Raw genomic sequence first — 17630 nt, forward strand, 5'->3', positions numbered from 1 at the left:
TGCGAGCGAAACAGTTGTGCATGACGCATCGGACCATCGATACGTCGGCGACATCCTCCTTCTTGCGCATCACAGGAGTCCCCCATGCCCAGCACCTCCCCGACGGGCGCCGACCGCACCCTCCTCGTCACCGGCGGCACCGTCCACACCCTCACCGCGGCGGGCGCCGTACCGGCGCTCGCGGTCCGCTCGGGCCGCGTGGTGCACGCGGGAGCGGAGGCGGACTGCCGGGCGGCGCTCGACGGCCGGGTGGACGCGGTCCACGACCTGGCGGGGCAGCACATGCTGCCCGGCTTCGTGGACGCCCACTGCCATCCGGTGATGTACGGCCAGAACCTCGCCTGGGCCGACGTACGCCCCGAGGCGGTGGCCGGTATCGACGACATGGTGGCGGCCCTGCGCACCCACGCCGAGGGTCTGCACGCCGACGCCCCGGTGCGGGGATTCGGCTACGAGCACCGGCGGCTGGCCGAGGGCCGCCACCCCGACCGGCACGATCTCGACCGCGTCGCCGCCGACCGCGAGGTCTACGTGATGAACGCCTCCGGACACGGCGGCGTCGTCAACAGCCACACCCTGCGCCGGTACGGCATCAGCGCCGACACCCCCGACCCGGTAGGCGGCCGCATCGGGCGGGACGCGTCCGGACAGCCCAACGGCGAACTGTGGGACGGCGCCTGCGACCTGCTGACCGGCCCCGACGGCGTCAAGATCACCAATCACGGCCCCAACTTCCACCTCGACGACCCCGAGGACGTGATGCGCGGCCACCTGCTGCGCGCCCAGGCCAGGTTCCTGGCCGCCGGGGTCACCACCATCGGCGACGCCCAGGCCTCCCGCCGCGAGCTGGACACCTACCTGCGGGCCCGCGACAGCGGCGACCTGCGCATGCGCACCTCCGTCTACCTCACCTCCGCGCTGCTCGACGACGCGCTCGCCCTCGGCCTGACCCGGCCGCTGGGCGACGACCTGCTGCGGGTGCAGGGCGTCAAGCTGTACGCGGACGGCACCCTCGGCGGCTGGACCGCCTACTTCCCCGACGGCTACGCCGCCGACTGCTGCCACCACGGGCAGCTCTACCACTCCCCCGAGGAGTACGAGGAACTGCTGGTGCGCGCCCACCGCGCGGGCCTCCAGACGGCGACCCACGCCCAGTCCCCGTACGCCATCGGCATGATGCTCGACGCCGTGGACAAGGCGCTGTCCGAGACCCCCGCCGCCGACCGGCGCCACCGCGTCGAGCACTGCGGACTGCCCACCGACGAGGAGATCGCCCGCATGCGGGAATTGGGGGTGCACGCGGTCCTCCAGCCGCAGCACCACCTGCGGACCGGCGACGGCACGCTCACCGCGATCGGCGAGCTCGGCCACCGGTACAACCCCTGTGGCCTCCTCCAGCGCGCCCGAACCGCCTTCGCCCTCAGCTCGGACGCGCCCGTCGCACCGCCGCGCCCCTTCGAGGCCGTGGCCGCCGCCGCGAGCCGCCGCACCGTGCTGGGCACCCGGCTGGGCACCGAGGAGATGCGGCTGAGCGTGGCCGACGGGCTGCGGGCACACACCGTCGGCGGGGCCACCGCGCTGCACCGCGAGCACGCCGTCGGCGCCCTGTTCCCCGGCGCGCTGGCCGACTTCGTCCTCGTGGCCGAGGACCCCTTCGGCATCGAGGACACCGACCGGCTCGCCGCTCTCCAGGTCAGCGAGACGTGGATCGGCGGCGACCGCGTGTGGGACGCGTCGGGCGCGAAGGAGCACGGCTGATGGGCGCCGGCACGGCGCCCGACGGCGCCCAGGTCGCCTCCTCGGCGGGCGGTACGTCCTCGGCGGGCGGCACGCTCGAACAGCACGGCTACGACTTCATTCCGGAGTCCGAGCGGTACATGAGCCTGCGGCAGCTCGGCTTCTTCTGGGCGGGCATCAACTCCTACCAGTTCTTCTTCGTGCTGGGCGCGGGCGCCGTCGGGCTGGGCCTCTCCCTGGTGCAGGCGGTGGTGGCGGTGGTGCTCGGCAACGCGCTGTTCGCCCTCGTCGCCTACAGCTCGATCGCCGGGCCGCGCGCCGGGCTGCCCGCGCTGACGCTGAGCCGGGCACCGTTCGGTGTGCTGGGCAACCGGGTCAACGCCCTGTTCACCTGGGCCATGTCGCTGGGCTTCAAGACCGTCAACGGGCTGCTGGGCGTCTTCGCCGTGCTGGCGTTCTTCCAGCAGCTCGGCTGGCACCGTCCGGGCGCCGCGGGCAAGGTGCTGGCCACGGTGCTCGTGCTCGGCTCGGCCATCGTCATCGCCGTCACCGGGCACCGGCTGCTGATCAGGGTGCAGCCGTACTTCGCGGTGGCCGTCGCCGTGGTCTTCGCCCTGCTGCTGGCCTGGACCGTCGGCGAGGTGGACTGGAGCTGGCGGCCCGCGCACAGCGGCGGTACGGGCGGCACGGCGCTGATCCTGTCCGCCGCCGCGCTGGTGGCCTCCGGATCGCTGTCGTACCTGGTGGTCTCCCCCGACTACGCCCGCTATCTGCCCTCGGACACACCGGTGCGCAAGGTGTTCCCGCGCGTGCTGGGCGGCGGGGCGGGCATGGCGGTGTACCTGGGACTGACCGGCGTCGTCGTCGCCACCCGCACCGACCTGTCCGACCCGGTCGCCGGGGTGGAGCCGCTGGTGCCCGGCTGGGTGTTCGTCCTCTACATCGCGGCCTGCTTCCTGGGCTCCATCTCCAACAACGCCTCGGTCTTCTACTCCTCGGGCCTGGCGGTCCAGGCCGTCGGCATCCCCCTGCGCCGCTGGCTGGCCACCGCGCTGGACGCCGTCCTCGCGCTCGCGGCCGTGCTGCTGATCCTGTTCGTCTACGACTTCGAGACGGCCCTGAACGACTTCCTGTCCCTGGTCAACGTGTGGGCCGGGCCGTTCGCCGCCGTCTGGATCACCGACGGGGTGCTGCGGCGCTGGCGGTACGACGCCCACGCCGTCCACACCACGGGACCGAGCAGCCCGTACTGGGGCACCGGCGGCGTCAATCCGCGGGGCATCCTCGCGCTGGCCTGCAGCATGGCGACCGGCCTGCTCACCATCAACTCGCCCCTGCTGCACAGCTGGCTCAGCGTCCGGCTCGGCGGCGCCGACCTGTCGTGGTTCCTGCCGATCCTCGTGGCGGCCGCCGTCTACCTGGCGCTGTCCGGGCGCCGGGTGCGGGCCGCGGCCTGATCCCGCCACGCACGGGCGGCGGCCCGCGGACGGTCAGCGGTCAGCGGTCAGCGGTCAGCGGTCAGCGGCGTCAGGGTCCTGGGCGAAGTCGCCGGCGGAGACCCGCAGCGGGCGCAGCATGGTGAAGATCTCGTCCAGTTCCCCGGCGTCGTAGGCACCGAGGCCGAAGTCCATGGCCATCAGCTCCTGGGTCGCGGCGTCGCACACCTCGCGGCCCTTGTCGGTGATGGCGGCCAGGGTGCCGCGGCCGTCGTTGGGGTTGGGCCGCTTCTCGACGAGGCCCGCGGTCTGGAGCCGGTCGACGGTGTTGGTCACCGAGGTCGGGTGCACCATCAGCCGCTCGCCGATCTTGGACATCGGCAGCTCGCCCCTCTGCGAGAAGGTCAGCAGCACCAGCGCCTCGTACCGCGCGAAGGTCAGCCCGTAGGGCTTGACCACCGCGTCGACCTCGGCCAGCAGGATCTGCTGGGCCCGCATGATCGAGGTGATGGCGGCCATGGACGGCACCGAACCCCATCGCTGCTTCCAGTGCTCATCGGCGCGGGCGATCGGGTCGAACGACAGACTGAGAGGCTTCGGCACACCTCGACCCTATCGGCCGGTCGGACACGGACCGAAGCCGTCTCACGTTCCGGGCCCCCTCCCGGGCACCGTGCCCCGGAGGGAGCCGCCGCGCCCGGGCCGTCCCCTCCGGAAGGGGTCAGTTCCCGTCGAGGTAGCGCTCGACGGTGGCGACCTTGGCGGTCAGGCCGTCCTCGACACCGGGCCGGATGTCCGCCTTGAGGACGAGCGAGACGCGCGGGGCCCGTGCCTCGACGGCGGCGACGGCGCGGCGCACGACGTCCATGCACGCGTCCCATTCGCCCTCCAGCGAGGTGAACATGGCGTCCGTGCGGTGCGGCAGCCCCGACTCGCGGACCACCCGTACCGCATCGGCCACGTACTCCCCCACGTCCTCGCCGACGCCGAGCGGAGTGACGGAGAAGGCGACGATCATGAGCGCACCGCGCTGCCGCCGCTGCTGGTCACGGTACCGGCCCGCTCCTTGCGGGCGCGGGCGGCGATGACGCCGGCCTTCTCCTCCTCGCGGAGCATCCGGTCCGCGAAGAAGCCGCCGGTCGGCAGCACGGAGAGCACGAAGTAGAGGGCCGCGCGGCGCAGCGGCCACTTGGTGCGGTTCCAGGCGTCCGCCCAGAAGAGCACGTACAGGATGAAGAGGATGCCGTGCACGGCCCCCATGACGGGTACGGCATTGAAGTCGCTGGTCCGCTTGAGCACCGAGCAGACCAGCAGGAGGAGGAAGGAGACTCCCTCGGGCACCGAGGTGAGTCGCAGGCGGCGCAGTGCGGAGACCGACTTGGGCGGCAGGCCGCTAGGAGTTTCCAGTATGGCCACGGCAGGTCCTCAGATCGTTTGCGTCATCGTTTGTGAAGGGAAGCACAAGCTCCTCCATTGTGGCAGCACTGCCGACTCTCCCCGGCCACAGGGTAGGTTCGGAGCGTGGCTCAGTTCGGACTTCAGGGCACCAAGGTGCTGGCCGCCACGCTGGGCGGGGGCGGCGACGCGGTCAAGGCGAAGAACGGCTCGATGGTCGCCTACGACGGCGAGATGACGTTCAAGAAGTTGACCGGCGGCGGTGACGGCCTGCGCGGCATGGTCACCCGCCGGCTGACCGGCGAGCAGATGACGGTGATGGAGGTGAAGGGGCAGGGCACCTGCTACTTCGCCGACCGCGCCAGCGACATCAACCTCGTCCGGCTGACGGGCGAGACCCTGTACGTCGAGGCCAGCAACCTGCTGTGCACGGACAGCGGCCTGCGTACCGGCACGACGTTCACCGGGCTGCGCGGTGCCTCGCAGGGCAACGGCCTGTTCACCACCTCGGTCGAGGGCACCGGGTGGGCGGCGCTCATGTCGGACGGCCCCGCGGTGCTGCTGCGCGTGACCCGCGACACCCCGCTCCAGGTCGATCCGGGCGCCTACGTCGCCCACCAGGGCCGGCTACGGCAGAGCTTCCAGTCCGGTGTGAACTTCCGCACGCTGATGGGCGAGGGATCGGGCGAGTCGTTCCAGATCCGCTTCGAGGGCGAGGGCCTGGTGTACGTGCAGCCGAGCGAGCGCAACACCCTGGGAGGGGACGTCTGATGCCGTTCCGGGAGATCTCCGACAAGCTCGTCGAGGCGCGGGTGGCGCCGGGGCAGCGGCTCTACAGCCAGCGCGGCGCCATGATCGGTTACCGCGGCGAGGTCACCTTCACGCCCAACATCCAGGGCGGCCAGGGCGGGATGATGTCCATGATCGGCCGACGGGTGGCGGGCGAGGCCGCGCCGCTGATGACGGTCGAAGGCGACGGACTGGTCATGTTCGGGCACGGCGGCCACCACGTCGAGGTGATCGAGCTGGACGGCGACACCCTGTGCGTGGAGGCCGACCGCCTGCTCGCCTTCGACGGCAGTCTCCAGCAGGGCACTCTCTTCCTGGGCCGGGACGGCGGGGTGATGGGCATGGTCCGCGGCCAGGTCTCCGGGCAGGGGCTGTTCACCACGACGCTGACCGGCAAGGGCTCGGTGGCCGTGATGGCGCACGGCGGGATCGTCCAGCTACCCGTGTCCCCCGGCCACCCGGTGCATGTCGATCCGCAGGCGTATGTCGCCCACTACGGTGACGTACGCAACAAACTGTCCTCCGCCCTGGGCTGGCGCGACATGGTCGGCCGCGGCTCGGGCGAGGCGTTCCAGCTCGAACTGTCCGGCAGCGGGGCCGTGTTCGTGCAGGCCAGTGAGGAGAAGCTGTGACGTCCCAGGGCTCTGTCGACTACCAGGTGTTCGATGCCGCGACGCTGCCTTCGAACGACAACGCCAACCCGTACGCCTTCTCCGTCGACCTGGACGGCCGCTGGTTCCTGCAGAAGGGCAAGATGGTCGCCTACTACGGGCAGATCGACTTCCAGGGCGTCGGGCACGGCCGGTTCGACCACCTGGTGGCCTCCAGCTTCCACTCGCCGCTGCACGCCGCCGACTGGGTCGTCGCCGAGGGGCGGGGCAAGCTGCTGCTGGCCGACCGGGCGTTCCACGTCAACTCCTTCGACCTGGAGGACGGCAATCTGACCGTCCGCTCCGGCAACCTGCTGGCCTTCGATCCGGCGCTCTCGCTGAAGCAGTCGATCATCCCCGGCTTCCTCACCCTGATCGGCACGGGCAAGTTCGTGGCGGCCTCCAACGGCGAGGTCCACTTCGTGGAGCCGCCGGTGCGGGTCGACCCGCAGGCGCTGGTCGGCTGGGCGGACTGCCCCTCGCCCTGCCACCACTACGACCACCAGTACATGAAGGGCGTCCTGGGCGGCGTACGGGCTCTGACGGGGCTGGGAGGCGCGTCCGGCGAGGAGCACCAGTTCGAGTTCGTCGGGGCCGGGACCATACTGCTCCAGTCGTCCGAGGTGCTGATGGACGAACGGGCCACCGGCCAGGTCCCGGAGCAGGCCGGAGTGCCCGGGGGCGGTCCCGGAAGCCACGGCGGACAGCAGACGCCGCAGTCGCCCGGCCAGTTCGGCGGTCTCCAGCGGCGGTTCGGCCTCTGACCGCGCGCCCGCGAGGGGCGGACGGTCCCGCCGACGACAGAGCGGCACCTTCACACCACACCGCGTGAGCACGCCTGTACGACGGTCGGTAAAGTCTCACCACATGGACACCGACGACGGCACCCGTTGGCTCACCGAGGACGAGCAGCGCGCCTGGCGCACCCACCTGGACGTCAGCAGGCTGCTCGGCCACCAGCTCGAACGGGACCTCCAGCCGTTCGGGCTGACGCTCAACGACTACGAGATACTCGTCAACCTGTCGGAATCGGCGGAGCACCGGATGCGGATGACCGACCTCGCCGCAGCCACCCTCCAGTCCAAGAGCCGGCTGTCCCACCAGATCACCCGGATGGAGAAGGCGGGGCTGGTGCGCCGCGAGTCGTGCGAGTCCGACAAGCGCGGACTGTTCGCCGTCCTGACCGAGCACGGCTGGGACACCATGCGGCACGTCGCACCGCACCATGTCGCCTCCGTACGGCGCCACTTCATCGACGGCATGAGCCCCCAGGACCTCGACCGGCTGGAGCGCACGCTCCGGCCGGTCGCCGAGAAGCTGCGGGCGGAGCGCGGCCGGGTGTGAGGGCGGCCGGTGCGGGCCGCGCGGCGCAGCCCGGCCCGCTTCCGGGAGGGGCGCGCACCCGGGGAGAGCCGGGGTCAGTCCCGCGCCTGCGGGAGCCGCAGGACGAAGCAGGCGCCGCCCCCCTCGGCGTCGTGGACGCGGAGCGTGCCGCCGTGCCGCTGAGCGACGTCACGGGCGATGGCCAGGCCCAGACCGGCCCCGCCCTCGTCGCGGGAGCGCGCCGCGTCCAGCCGGACGAACCGCTCGAAGATCCGCTCCCGCTCCCCTTCCGGCACGCCCTCCCCGTCGTCGCCGACGATCAGCTCCAACGCCTCGCCCTGCCGGCGGACCTGGACCGTGACGCGGGAGTCCGCGTGCCGCTGGCCGTTGTCCAGCAGGTTGCCCAGCACGCGGCCCAACTGGTTCGCCGAGCCGCGCACTTCGCCCTCGTCGAGGGAGAGCACCCGCACCGGGTGCCGGTCGCCCGTACGCTGGCCGGCCTGTTCGCGGACCAGCGCGGCCAGGGACACCCGCGTATCGGCGGGCCGTTCCCCCGCGTCGAGCCGGGCGAGCAGCAGCAGGTCGGCGGCGAGCGCCTGGAGCCGCACGGTGTCCTCGACGGCACCGTCCACGTCCAGGAGCTCGGGGTGGGCGGCGGCGACCTCCAGCTGGGTGCGGAGCGAGGCGATGGGGCTGCGCAGTTCGTGGGAGGCGTCCGCGACGAAGCGGCGCTGCCGCTCCACGGACGCCTCCAGCGCGGCGAGGGTCTGGTTGGTGGTGCGGGCCAGCCGGGCGACCTCGTCCCGCGCGTCCGGCTCCGGCACCCGTCGCGTCAGATCGGTGCTGGCGGTGATGGCGCCCATCTCCCGTCGGATGCCCTCCACGGGCCGCAGCGCACGCCGCGTCACCAGCCAGGTGACGCCGCCGACGACGACCAGCAGTGCGGGCAGCCCGAACAGCATGGAGCGGGTCACCGTGGAGACGGCCTTCTGCTGGGCGTCGAGCGAGGCACCGGCGTACACGGTCACCGGGGTGCCGTCGTGGGTGCGGCCCTGGACGGCGGCCAGGCTGAAGTCCTGGGTGCCGGTGATGTCGTCCTTGTCGTAGGTGACCTCGCCGTCGTCGTCGACGGGGAGGGCGCGGGTCCGGTCCTCGCTGTCGGTGTCGAGGTCATCGGGGTCGTCGGCGTCCCCGCCGTCGTCGGCGTCGTGGTCGGGCTCGTCCGGGCGGGAGAAGTCGGCGACGGGGGCGCGGCCCTGGAGGGGGTCGCTCGCGCCGAGCACCCGGCCCCGCGCGTCGACGACCTGGACGGGGTCGTCGCCGTCCAGCCCGTCGACGTCGGGGACCGCGGCGTCGGACACGTCGGCGAGCTGCGCGGCCGTGGAGCGGGCGGCGTTCTCGGCGTTCAGGCGGGCGGTGTCGGCGAGGCCGCCACGCAGGGTGGCGACGACGAAGAAGCCCGCGGCGACGAGGGCGAGGGCCACCACGACCGTGGCGCCGAGCGCGGCCCGTACCCGTACCGAGGCCCTACGCACCGTGCCCGCCCGTGCCGCGCTCGCCCCGGGGGCCGCCCGCCAGCCGGTACCCGGCGCCACGCACGGTGGCGATCCACTCGGCGCCCAGCTTCCGGCGCAGGGCGCTCACGTACACCTCGACGATGTTGACGTCGCCCTCGTAGGCGAAGTCCCAGACGTGTTCGAGGATGTCCGTCTTGGAGACGACCTCGCCGGCCCGCACGGCCAGGTGTTCGAGTACGGCGAACTCCTTGGTCGTCAGCTCGACCTCCCGCTCGCCCACGGTCACCCGCTGGGCCGCCGGGTCGACGGTCAACTCGCCGACGCGCAGCGCGGCCTGGGCCCCCCGGGTGCGGCGGCGCAGCAGGGCGCGCACCCGGGCGAGCAGCACGACGTAGGAGAAGGGCTTGGTGAGGTAGTCGTCGGCGCCGGTGTCCAGGCCCTCGGCCTCGTCGTACTCGCCGTCCTTGGCGGTGAGCATCAGCACCGGCGTCTCGTCGCCCGCCGCCCGCAGCGCCGCGCAGACCCGGTAGCCGTTCATGCCGGGAAGCATGATGTCCAGCACGATCAGGTCGTACGCGTTCTCCACCGCCCGGTGCAGGCCCTCCGCGCCGTCGTGCACGACGTCCACGGCGAAGCCCTCGGCCGCCAGGCCACCGGCGAGCGACCGGGCCAGTCGCCGTTCGTCCTCCACGATCAACAGGCGCATGCGCCCACCATGCCAAATCGCGCCTGAAGAGGGCTTCAGGCAGCTTCAGCTCACGTTCAGCAGCGGTCGGCCACCTTGGAGTCATCGCAAGCGCAAGCACCGACAGACCCGAGGAGTCGAACGCCATGAAGCGCAAGATCACCATCGCCACCGTCACCGCCGCCGCCCTGATCGGAGGCGGTACGGCGACGGCGTTCGGGATCGCGAACAGCGGCAGCGGCGCGGACGCCCAGCCGGCCTCCGCCTCCTCGTCGCAGGTCCGGACCGCCGACCACGACGACCGCGGGGACCACGACGACGACGGCAAGGACGGTGACCGCGCCGACAAGGCCGAGAGCAACGGCGGCAGCGAGGTCTCCTTCGGCCAGGCGGCCCGCTCCGTCCTCAAGGAGGTCCCCGGCAGCATCACCGAGCTGGAGCTGGACACCGACAACAACAAGCTCGTGTGGGAGGCCGACGTCCTCGGCAAGGACAACAAGTGGCACGAGGTGACCCTGGACGCCACCAAGGGGAACGTCCTGGGCAACCGGGTGGACAGCCACAAGGACGACGACCGCTCCGTGGTGCGCTCCGCCAAGCTCGACGCCGCGGAGGTGGGCAAGAAGGCCGCGGCCGCGAGCAAGGGCACCGTCACCTCCGTCAGCCTGGAGGCCGACTCCGACGACGGCGCCGGCCAGGGCACCTGGGAGGCCGAGACCGTGACCAAGCAGGGCACCGAGCACGAGCTCGTCCTGGACGGCACCTCCGGCAAGGTCGTGCACCAGGAGACCGAGCACGACGACGACTGAACTCGCGTGCTACCGGGGAGGGCGGGGCCGGACGGTCCCCCTCGGCCTCCGCTCCCCCGCTCCTGCGGACGGACGGGAGGGCGTCACCCCTCGGTGACGCCCTCCACCAGTTCGTCGGCGGCCGTGTACGGGTCCAGCTCCCCCTCGCACACCCGCCCGGCCAGCGCGTCCAGCCGCTTGCCGCCCCGCAGCTCGTCCATCCGCTCCCGCAGTGCGGTCACCGCGATGGTCTCGATCTCCTTCGCGGCCCGAGCCGCACGGCGCTGGGCGAGGACCCCGTGCTCCTCCATCCAGGAGCGGTGCTTGTCGAGGGCCGCGACCACGTCCTCCACGCCCTGGCCGCGGGCCGCCACCGCCTTGACCACCGGGGGCCGCCAGTCGCCCGGGCGGCGGGCCTCGCCCAGGCCCAGCATGTGGTTCAGCTCCCGCACGGTCGCGTCCGCGCCGTCCCGGTCGGCCTTGTTCACGACGTACACGTCGCCGATCTCCAGAATTCCGGCCTTCGCCGCCTGGATGCCGTCCCCCATGCCGGGCGCCAGCAGGACCACGCTGGTGTCGGCCTGCGCGGCGATCTCCACCTCCGACTGGCCCACGCCCACGGTCTCGACGAGCACCACGTCGCACCCCGCCGCATCCAGCACCCGGATCGCCTGCGGCGCCGCCCAGGCCAGGCCCCCCAGGTGACCGCGGGTGGCCATGGAACGGATGTAGACCCCCGGATCGGAGGCGTGCTCACCCATCCGGACGCGGTCGCCGAGCAGCGCCCCGCCGGAGAACGGCGAGGACGGGTCCACCGCCAGCACCCCCACCCGCCGGTCCGCCGCGCGGAACGCGGTCACCAGCGCGGAGGTCGTCGTCGACTTGCCCACCCCCGGGGACCCCGTCAGGCCGATCACACAGGCGTTGCCGCAGTGGGGGGCGAGGGCGGCCATGACCTCGCGCAGGTGCGGCGAGGCGCCCTCCACCAGGGAGATCAGACGCGCCACCGCGCGCGGCGCCCCCTCACGGGCCGCCGCCACCAGCGCTGCGACATCCACCATTGCTCCTACGGTTCCCTTCCCTGTCGCGGGCGAGCTCCCTGCCGGTGAGCTCTCTTCGGCGGCTCGCTCCTACGGGACACGGACGATCAGGGCGTCGCCCTGGCCGCCGCCACCGCACAGCGCCGCCGCGCCGAGTCCGCCGCCCCTGCGCTTGAGCTCCAGCGCGAGGTGCAGCACGATCCGCGCCCCGGACATCCCGATCGGGTGGCCCAGAGCGATGGCGCCACCGTTCACGTTCACCTTTTCGGGGCCCACGCCGAGGTCCTTCATCGACTGGTGGGCGACGGCGGCGAAGGCCTCGTTGATCTCGATCAGGTCGAGATCGGCCACGGCGCGGCCTTCCTTCTTCAGCGCGTGCTCGATCGCGTGGGAGGGCTGCGACTGGAGCGAGTTGTCGGGCCCGGCGACGTTCCCGTGCGCCCCGATCTCGGCGAGCCACTCCACGCCCAGCTCCTGGGCCTTGGCCTTGCTCATCACGACGACGGCCGCGGCGCCGTCGGAGATCTGCGAGGACGAACCCGCCGTGATCGTCCCGTCCTTGGCGAACGCGGGCCGCAGCTTGCCCAGGGACTCCGCCGTCGAGTCGCCACGGATGCCCTCGTCCTCGGAGACCAGCACCGGGTCGCCCTTGCGCTGCGGGACCTCCACCGGGGCGATCTCCGCCGCGAAGAGCCCGTCCCGCTGGGCGGCGGCGGCGCGCTGATGGGAGCGGGCGGCGATCTCGTCCTGGGCGTCCCTGGGGATGCCCAGCCGGGTGTTGTGCTTCTCGGTGGAGGCCCCCATGGCGATGCCCTCGAAGGAGTCGGTCAGCCCGTCGTGCGCCATGGCGTCCAGCACCTCCAGGGAGCCGTACTTGTAGCCCTCCCGGGACTTCGGCAGCAGGTGCGGGGCGTTGGTCATCGACTCCTGGCCGCCGGCCACGACGATGTCGAACTCCCCCGCACGGACGAGCTGGTCGGCCAGCGCGATCGCGTCCAGCCCCGACAGGCAGACCTTGTTGACCGTCAGCGCGGGGACGTTCATCGGGATGCCCGCCTTGACCGCCGCCTGGCGGGCCGGGATCTGGCCGGCGCCGGCCTGCAGCACCTGACCCATGATCACGTACTCGACCTGGGAGCCGCCGATACCGGCCCGCTCCAGCGCGGCCTTGATGGCGAACGCGCCCAAGTCGGCCCCCGAGAAGGACTTCAGCGAGCCGAGCAGCCGCCCCATGGGCGTACGGGCGCCGGCGACGATCACGGAGGTGGTGCTGCTGGGAGTGGCAGTCATGAGGTTCCCTTCCGGCGGGAAGTTAACGAGGGTTATCACTCAAGATACTGAGCGGTACCTGTCTTGGTCACCGGTCGATGAGTGTGACCGTGCGCACGTTGCGTAACCGGGCGAGGAACGCTGCACTGTTGCCCATGCTGACGCGAATCGACCACATCGGAATCGCCTGCCGGGACCTGGAAGCCACGGTCGGCTTCTACTCTCGCACGTACGGCTTCACGGTGTTCCACACCGAGGTCAACCAGGAACAGGGCGTCCGCGAGGCCATGCTGCGGATCAACGGGACGGACGACGGCGGCTCCTCCTACCTCCAGCTCCTGGAGCCCATCCGGGACGACTCCGCGGTCGCCAAGTGGCTCGCCAAGAACGGTGAGGGCGTCCACCACATCGCCTTCGGCACCGCCGATGTGGACGGTGACTCCGCAGCGGTCCGCGACAAGGGCGTCCGCGTGCTCTACGACGAGCCCCGCCGCGGCTCCATGGACTCCCGCATCACCTTCCTGCACCCCAAGGACTGCCACGGGGTGCTCACCGAACTGGTCACGGCCGCCCCCCGGCACGGCGACGCGCACTGACCCCGCGGGCGACCGGCTGTGCCCGGCCCCTCACCCCGGGAAATCCCGGCCGCACCAACGGACCACTGACGTCCGCTTCCGCGCCCGGTAGAGTGGCCTTTCGGCCGGGGCGGGCCCTCCCCACCCGAGGAGGTCTCCGGACTGGGGGCTCGGTCCACGTTCCGCCGACGATCTGACACCATTTCCGTCGGGACGTGTCATCAAGTCCGGGGAGAGGGTTCGGATCATCTCCACGACTACCAGGGGACGGATGGGACCGCGCAGTGCGGGGCTACGACCGCTACGAGGCTGACGATCACCTCTCGCAGTTCGAGGCCGAGATGGATCGGCTGAAGAAGGAGCGGGAGAAGGCCGTCGAGCACGCCGACGACCTCGGCTACCAGGTCGAAGTGTTGCGCGCCAAGCTGCACGAGGCGCGCCGCGCGCTGGCCACGCGCCCGGCGGGGTACGACAACCTCTCCCACCAGGCCGAGCAGTTGCTCCGCAACGCCCAGCTCCAGGCCGACCAGATGCGCGCCGACGCGGAGCGGGAGCTGCGCGAGGCGCGCGCCCAGACGCAGCGGCTCCTCCAGGAGCAGACCGAGGCACAGGCCCGCCTGGAGTCCGAGCTGCACGCCGAGGCGGTGCGCCGCCGCCAGCAGCTCGACCAGGAGCTGGCCGAGCGCCGTTCCACGGTCGAGAGCCACGTCAACGACAACATCGCCTGGGCCGAGCAGCTGCGCTCCCGCACCGAGCAGCAGGCCCGCCGGCTGATGGAGGAGACCCGGGCCGAGTCGGAGCAGTCGCTGAGCCGGGCCCGCGCCGAGGCCCAGCGGCTGACGGAGGAGGCCCGGCAGCGGCTCAGCACCGAGGCGGAGAACGCCCGCAGCGAGGCCGAGTCGATCCTCCGCCGGGCCAGGGCGGACGCCGAGCGGCTGCTGAATGCGGCCTCCACGCAGGCCCAGGAGGCCACCGACCACGCCGAGCAGCTGCGTACCTCCACCGCCGACGAGGCCGAGACCAGCCGCCGGGAGGCCGCCGAGCTGACCCGCCGCGCCGAGGAGCGGATGCGGGAGGCCGAGGAGGCCCTGCGGACGGCCCGCGAGGAGGCGGCCGGCAAGCTCGCGGAGGCCGAGGAGGAGGCCGGCAAGCGGCTCACGGACGCCGAGTCGGAGAACGAGCAGCGCACCCGTACCGCCAAGGCGGAGGTGGCGCGGCTGGTGGGCCAGGCCACCACCGAGGCGGAGGCGATCAGGGCCGAGGCCGAGCAGGCCCGCGAGGAGGCCAGGACCGAGGGCGAGCGGCTGGTCGCCGAGGCCCGCGAGAAGGCGCGCACCACCACGGCCGAGGAGTCGGCCAACCAGCTCGCGCAGGCCGCCCGCACCGCCGAGGACGTGCTGACCAAGGCCTCGGAGGAGGCCAAGGCCACCACACGGTCCGCCAGCGAGGAGGCCGAGCGGCTGCGCCGGGAGGCCGAGGAGGAGGCCGACCGGCTGCGCGCCGAGGCCCACGACGTGGCCACGGAGCTCAAGGGCGCCGCCAAGGACGACACCAAGGAGTACCGGGCCAAGACGGTCGAGCTCCAGGAGGAGGCGCGCCGGCTGCGCGGCGAGGCCGAGCAGCTGCGGGCCGAGGCCGTCGAGGAGGGCGAGAAGATCCGCGGCGAGGCCCGCCGCGACGCCGTCCAGCAGATCGAGGAGGCCGCCAGCCGCGCCGAGGAGCTGCTGGGCAAGGCCAAGGCCGACGCCGAGGAGACCCGCACCGACGCCACCACGGAGAGCGAGCGGGTGCGCACGGAGGCCATCGAGCGCGCCACGTCGTTGCGCAAACAGGCCGAGGAGGCGCTGGAGCGGGCCCGCACGGAGGCCGAGGCGCTGCACTCGCTGGCCGAGGAGGCGGCGGACAAGACCCGCTCCGAGGCCGAGGAGGCGGCCCGTACGACGCGCGAGGAGGCCGAGGAGGCCGCCCGCGCACGGAAGGCCGAGGCCGAGGCGGAGCTGACGCGGCTCCGCGAGGAGGCCGAGGCCAAGCTCGCCGAGGCCGAGTCGGGGCTGACCCGGGCGCGTACCGAGGCGGAGCAGCTCCGCGACGAGGCCAGGTCGGAGGCGGAGCAGCTCCGCACCGAGACCGCCGAGCGGGTGCGCGCCCTGCGGGAGCAGGCCGAGGAGGAGGCCGAGCGGCTGCGCGCGGAGGCCGCGGCGGACGCCTCGCAGGCCCGCGCGGAGGGCGAGTCGCTCGCCGTCCAGCTGCGCAGCGAGGCCACCGCCGAAGCCGAGCAGCTGCGCGAGGAGGCCCAGGCGACGGCCGACCGGGTGCGCGCGGAGGCCGACGCGGCGGCCGAGCGGACCAGCACGGAGGCCGCCCAGGCGCTCACCGCCGCGCAGGAGGAGGCGGCACGGCGGCGCCGGGAGGCCGAGGAGCTGCTGGCCGCCGCGCGGGAGGAGAGCCACCAGGAGCGCACGCAGGCCCGCGAGCAGAGCGAGGAGCTGCTGGCCTCGGCCCGCAAGCGCGTCGCCGAGGCCCAGCACGAGGCCGAGCAGCTGACGGAGGAGGCCGAGCGCCGCTCCGCGGAGCTGGTGGCCGCCGCCGAGGAGACGGCACAGCAGGTGCGGGACTCGGTGTCCGGCCTGCGCGAGGAGGCCGAGACCGAGATCGCCGGGCTCCGGTCGGCCGCCGAGCACGCCGCGCAGACGGTGCGCCGCGAGGCCCAGGAGGAGGCGGAGGCGGCCAGGTCGCTGGCGGAGCAGGCCGTCGCGGAGGCGACGGCGGAGGCGGAGCGGACCCGCGCCGACGCGCAGCGCAGCGCCGAGGAGTCCCGCGCGGAGGCCGACCGGCTGGTGGACGAGGCCCGCGAGGCGGCGGCGCAGAAACGTACCGAGGCCGCCGAGCAGGCCGACCAGCTCATGGCGAAGGCCCAGGAGGAGGCGGACCGCACCCGCGAGGAGGCCGAGCAGGCGGGCCAGGACGTCCGCGCCGAGGCCCAGCGGTTCGACCGGGAGACCCGCGCGGCCGCCGAACTGTTCGACCAGGAGACCCGGGCCGCCGCCCAGAGCTACGACCAGGAAACCCGCGCGGCCGCCGAGCTGTTCGACCAGGAGACGCGGGCCCAGGCACTCGGCTACGACCAGGAGGTACGGGGCGCGGCCGACGAGTACAGCCGGCACACCCGCGCGGAGGCCGAGGAGTTCGGCGAGCGGACCCGCGCCCAGGCCGAGGCGGCCGGCGCCGAGACGCGGGCGGAGGCCGAGCGTGCCGCCGGTCTGATCCGCACGGAGGCCGAGCAGTACGACCGGGAAGTGCGTGCCGCCGCCGAACAGTTCGACCAGGAGACCCGTGCGGCTGCCGACCAGTACGACCGGGACACCCGTGCGGCCGCCGAGCGGTACAGCGAGGAACTGCGCGCCGAGGCCGAACAGTTGCGCGACCAGGCCCGGGAGGACGCGGCCGCCAAACGCACCGAGGCCGCCGAGCAGGCCGACCAACTCCTCGCCAAGGCCCAGGAGGAGGCCCTGCGCACCCAGGCGGAGACCGAGGAGCGGGTGGACGCCATGGTCGGCGCCGCGCGCACCGAGTCCGAACGACTGGTCGAGGAGGCGCGGGACGAGGGCCGCGAACTGGTCGAAGCCGCCCGTGCCGACGCCGACACCCTGCTGGAGGAGGCCCGCAGCGACTCCAGCGCGATCCGGGAGCGCACCGAGGAGCTGCGCACCCGCATCGAGGCGGAGGTCGAGGAACTGCACGAGCGGGCCCGCCGGGAGGCGGCCGAGGCCATGCAGTCCGCCGGTGAACGCTGCGACAAGCTGGTGCAGGCCGCCGAGGAGCAGTTGGCCGAGGCGCGGAAGAAGGCCGAGGAACTGCGCGCGGACGCCGACGCGGAGGCGGGCAAGGTGCGGATCGCCGCCGTCAAGAAGGCGGAGGGCCTGCTGAAGGAGGCCGAGCAGAAGAAGGCCGCCATGCTGCGCGAGGCCGAGCAGTTGCGCGAGGAGGCCGCCGAGGAGGCGCAGCGCACGGTCGAGGCCGGGCAGCACGAGCTCGACCTTCTGATGCGCCGCCAGGAGGACATCAACGCGGAGATCTCCCGCGTGCAGGACGTGTTGGAGGCGCTGGAGTCGTTCGAGACGCCGGGTGCCGCCGCGTCAGGCGGCAAGGACGGCGGCGATTCCGACTCCGGATCGGATTCCGCTTCCGGTTCCGGTTCGGGCTCCGGACCGGGCTCCGGGTCCGGCGGGGGCTCCGGACGGGGGTCGGGGTCCGGCAAGAAGGGCGCCCGCGCCTCCGGCGCGAACAGTGGCGTGGCAGCGGGAGTTGGCGCGGGTACCACTCGTTCGAATGGCAAGGGTTCGGAGGCTTAGCCACTCGAACGAGGGCACATTCTCCAGATCAAACGCGCATAAGCTCGATGACACGCCGCTTGGACCCCTAGGAT

16 protein-coding genes are annotated in these 17630 nt (G+C 72.9%); 9 read left to right on the top strand and 7 right to left on the bottom strand.

The features are described 5' to 3' along the window. Positions 1-84 precede the first annotated feature (84 nt). The gene (locus H297_RS33850; protein ID WP_106959525.1) at positions 85-1758 is read left to right on the top strand and encodes an amidohydrolase; all 1674 of its coding nucleotides are present in this window, start codon (positions 85-87) and stop codon (positions 1756-1758) included. Then, entirely contained in the window at positions 1758-3194 is a 1437-nt protein-coding gene (locus H297_RS0101305; RefSeq protein WP_027735571.1) for a cytosine permease, read from the top strand. Before H297_RS33850 ends, H297_RS0101305 begins: the two co-directional genes overlap by 1 nt. Before the next feature lie 54 nt (positions 3195-3248). On the opposite strand, the gene H297_RS0101310 is transcribed toward H297_RS0101305, so the two are convergent. The 3 genes from H297_RS0101310 to H297_RS0101320 all read right to left on the bottom strand — a co-directional run bounded on the left by H297_RS0101310 (position 3249) and on the right by H297_RS0101320 (position 4589). Next, complete coding sequence (locus H297_RS0101310; protein WP_027735572.1) at positions 3249-3776, bottom strand: MarR family transcriptional regulator; 528 nt, start codon at positions 3774-3776, stop codon at positions 3249-3251. 118 nt (positions 3777-3894) lie between these two features. Further along, on the bottom strand, positions 3895-4191 hold the full coding sequence (locus H297_RS0101315) for an MTH1187 family thiamine-binding protein (protein WP_027735573.1): 297 nt from the start codon (positions 4189-4191) through the stop codon (positions 3895-3897). Further along, positions 4188-4589 (bottom strand): DUF3817 domain-containing protein, encoded by a 402-nt coding sequence (locus H297_RS0101320; protein ID WP_051351401.1) that lies wholly within the window; start codon positions 4587-4589, stop codon positions 4188-4190. The genes H297_RS0101315 and H297_RS0101320 overlap by 4 nt, the downstream gene beginning before the upstream one ends. A 105-nt stretch (positions 4590-4694) precedes the next feature. Here H297_RS0101320 and H297_RS0101325 point away from each other — a divergent pair, with 105 nt between their 5' ends. From H297_RS0101325 to H297_RS0101340, 4 genes are all read left to right on the top strand, one after another. Further along, positions 4695-5339, top strand: a complete 645-nt coding sequence (locus H297_RS0101325; RefSeq protein ID WP_027735575.1) for an AIM24 family protein — start codon at positions 4695-4697, stop codon at positions 5337-5339. Then, the gene (locus H297_RS0101330) at positions 5339-5989 is read left to right on the top strand and encodes an AIM24 family protein (RefSeq protein WP_027735576.1); all 651 of its coding nucleotides are present in this window, start codon (positions 5339-5341) and stop codon (positions 5987-5989) included. The genes H297_RS0101325 and H297_RS0101330 overlap by 1 nt, the downstream gene beginning before the upstream one ends. Beyond that, positions 5986-6771 carry an AIM24 family protein gene (locus H297_RS0101335; RefSeq protein WP_027735577.1) on the top strand — a complete coding sequence of 262 codons (786 nt, stop codon included), beginning with the start codon at positions 5986-5988 and terminating at the stop codon, positions 6769-6771. Before H297_RS0101330 ends, H297_RS0101335 begins: the two co-directional genes overlap by 4 nt. Before the next feature lie 103 nt (positions 6772-6874). Further along, a complete protein-coding gene (locus H297_RS0101340) occupies positions 6875-7351 on the top strand; it encodes a MarR family transcriptional regulator (RefSeq protein WP_027735578.1) in 477 nt (158 codons plus the stop codon). Between the two features lie 74 nt (positions 7352-7425). Here H297_RS0101340 and H297_RS0101345 read toward each other — a convergent pair whose 3' ends face one another. Both H297_RS0101345 and H297_RS0101350 read right to left on the bottom strand, forming a co-directional pair. Beyond that, the gene (locus tag H297_RS0101345) at positions 7426-8865 is read right to left on the bottom strand and encodes a sensor histidine kinase (protein ID WP_027735579.1); all 1440 of its coding nucleotides are present in this window, start codon (positions 8863-8865) and stop codon (positions 7426-7428) included. Next, positions 8858-9553 (bottom strand): response regulator transcription factor, encoded by a 696-nt coding sequence (locus H297_RS0101350; RefSeq protein WP_027735580.1) that lies wholly within the window; start codon positions 9551-9553, stop codon positions 8858-8860. The genes H297_RS0101345 and H297_RS0101350 overlap by 8 nt, the downstream gene beginning before the upstream one ends. A 125-nt stretch (positions 9554-9678) precedes the next feature. Between H297_RS0101350 and H297_RS0101355 the strand changes: the two genes are divergently transcribed. Further along, entirely contained in the window at positions 9679-10341 is a 663-nt protein-coding gene (locus H297_RS0101355; protein WP_027735581.1) for a PepSY domain-containing protein, read from the top strand. 83 nt (positions 10342-10424) lie between these two features. Here the strand turns inward: H297_RS0101355 and meaB are convergent, their stop codons facing one another. Further along, the gene (gene meaB, locus H297_RS0101360; protein ID WP_027735582.1) at positions 10425-11381 is read right to left on the bottom strand and encodes a methylmalonyl Co-A mutase-associated GTPase MeaB; all 957 of its coding nucleotides are present in this window, start codon (positions 11379-11381) and stop codon (positions 10425-10427) included. Positions 11382-11450: 69 nt separating this feature from the next. Beyond that, positions 11451-12650: an acetyl-CoA C-acetyltransferase gene (locus H297_RS0101365; RefSeq protein ID WP_027735583.1), complete on the bottom strand. Its 1200-nt coding sequence runs from the start codon at positions 12648-12650 to the stop codon at positions 11451-11453. A 134-nt stretch (positions 12651-12784) separates the two neighbouring features. Between H297_RS0101365 and mce the strand changes: the two genes are divergently transcribed. Then, the gene (mce, locus tag H297_RS0101370) at positions 12785-13225 is read left to right on the top strand and encodes a methylmalonyl-CoA epimerase (RefSeq protein ID WP_027735584.1); all 441 of its coding nucleotides are present in this window, start codon (positions 12785-12787) and stop codon (positions 13223-13225) included. Positions 13226-13488: 263 nt separating this feature from the next. After that, positions 13489-17556, top strand: a complete 4068-nt coding sequence (scy, locus tag H297_RS33855) for a polarized growth protein Scy (RefSeq protein WP_037792468.1) — start codon at positions 13489-13491, stop codon at positions 17554-17556. The last annotated feature ends 74 nt before the right edge of the window (positions 17557-17630 follow it).

The organism is Streptomyces sp. CNT360 (assembly GCF_000424785.1).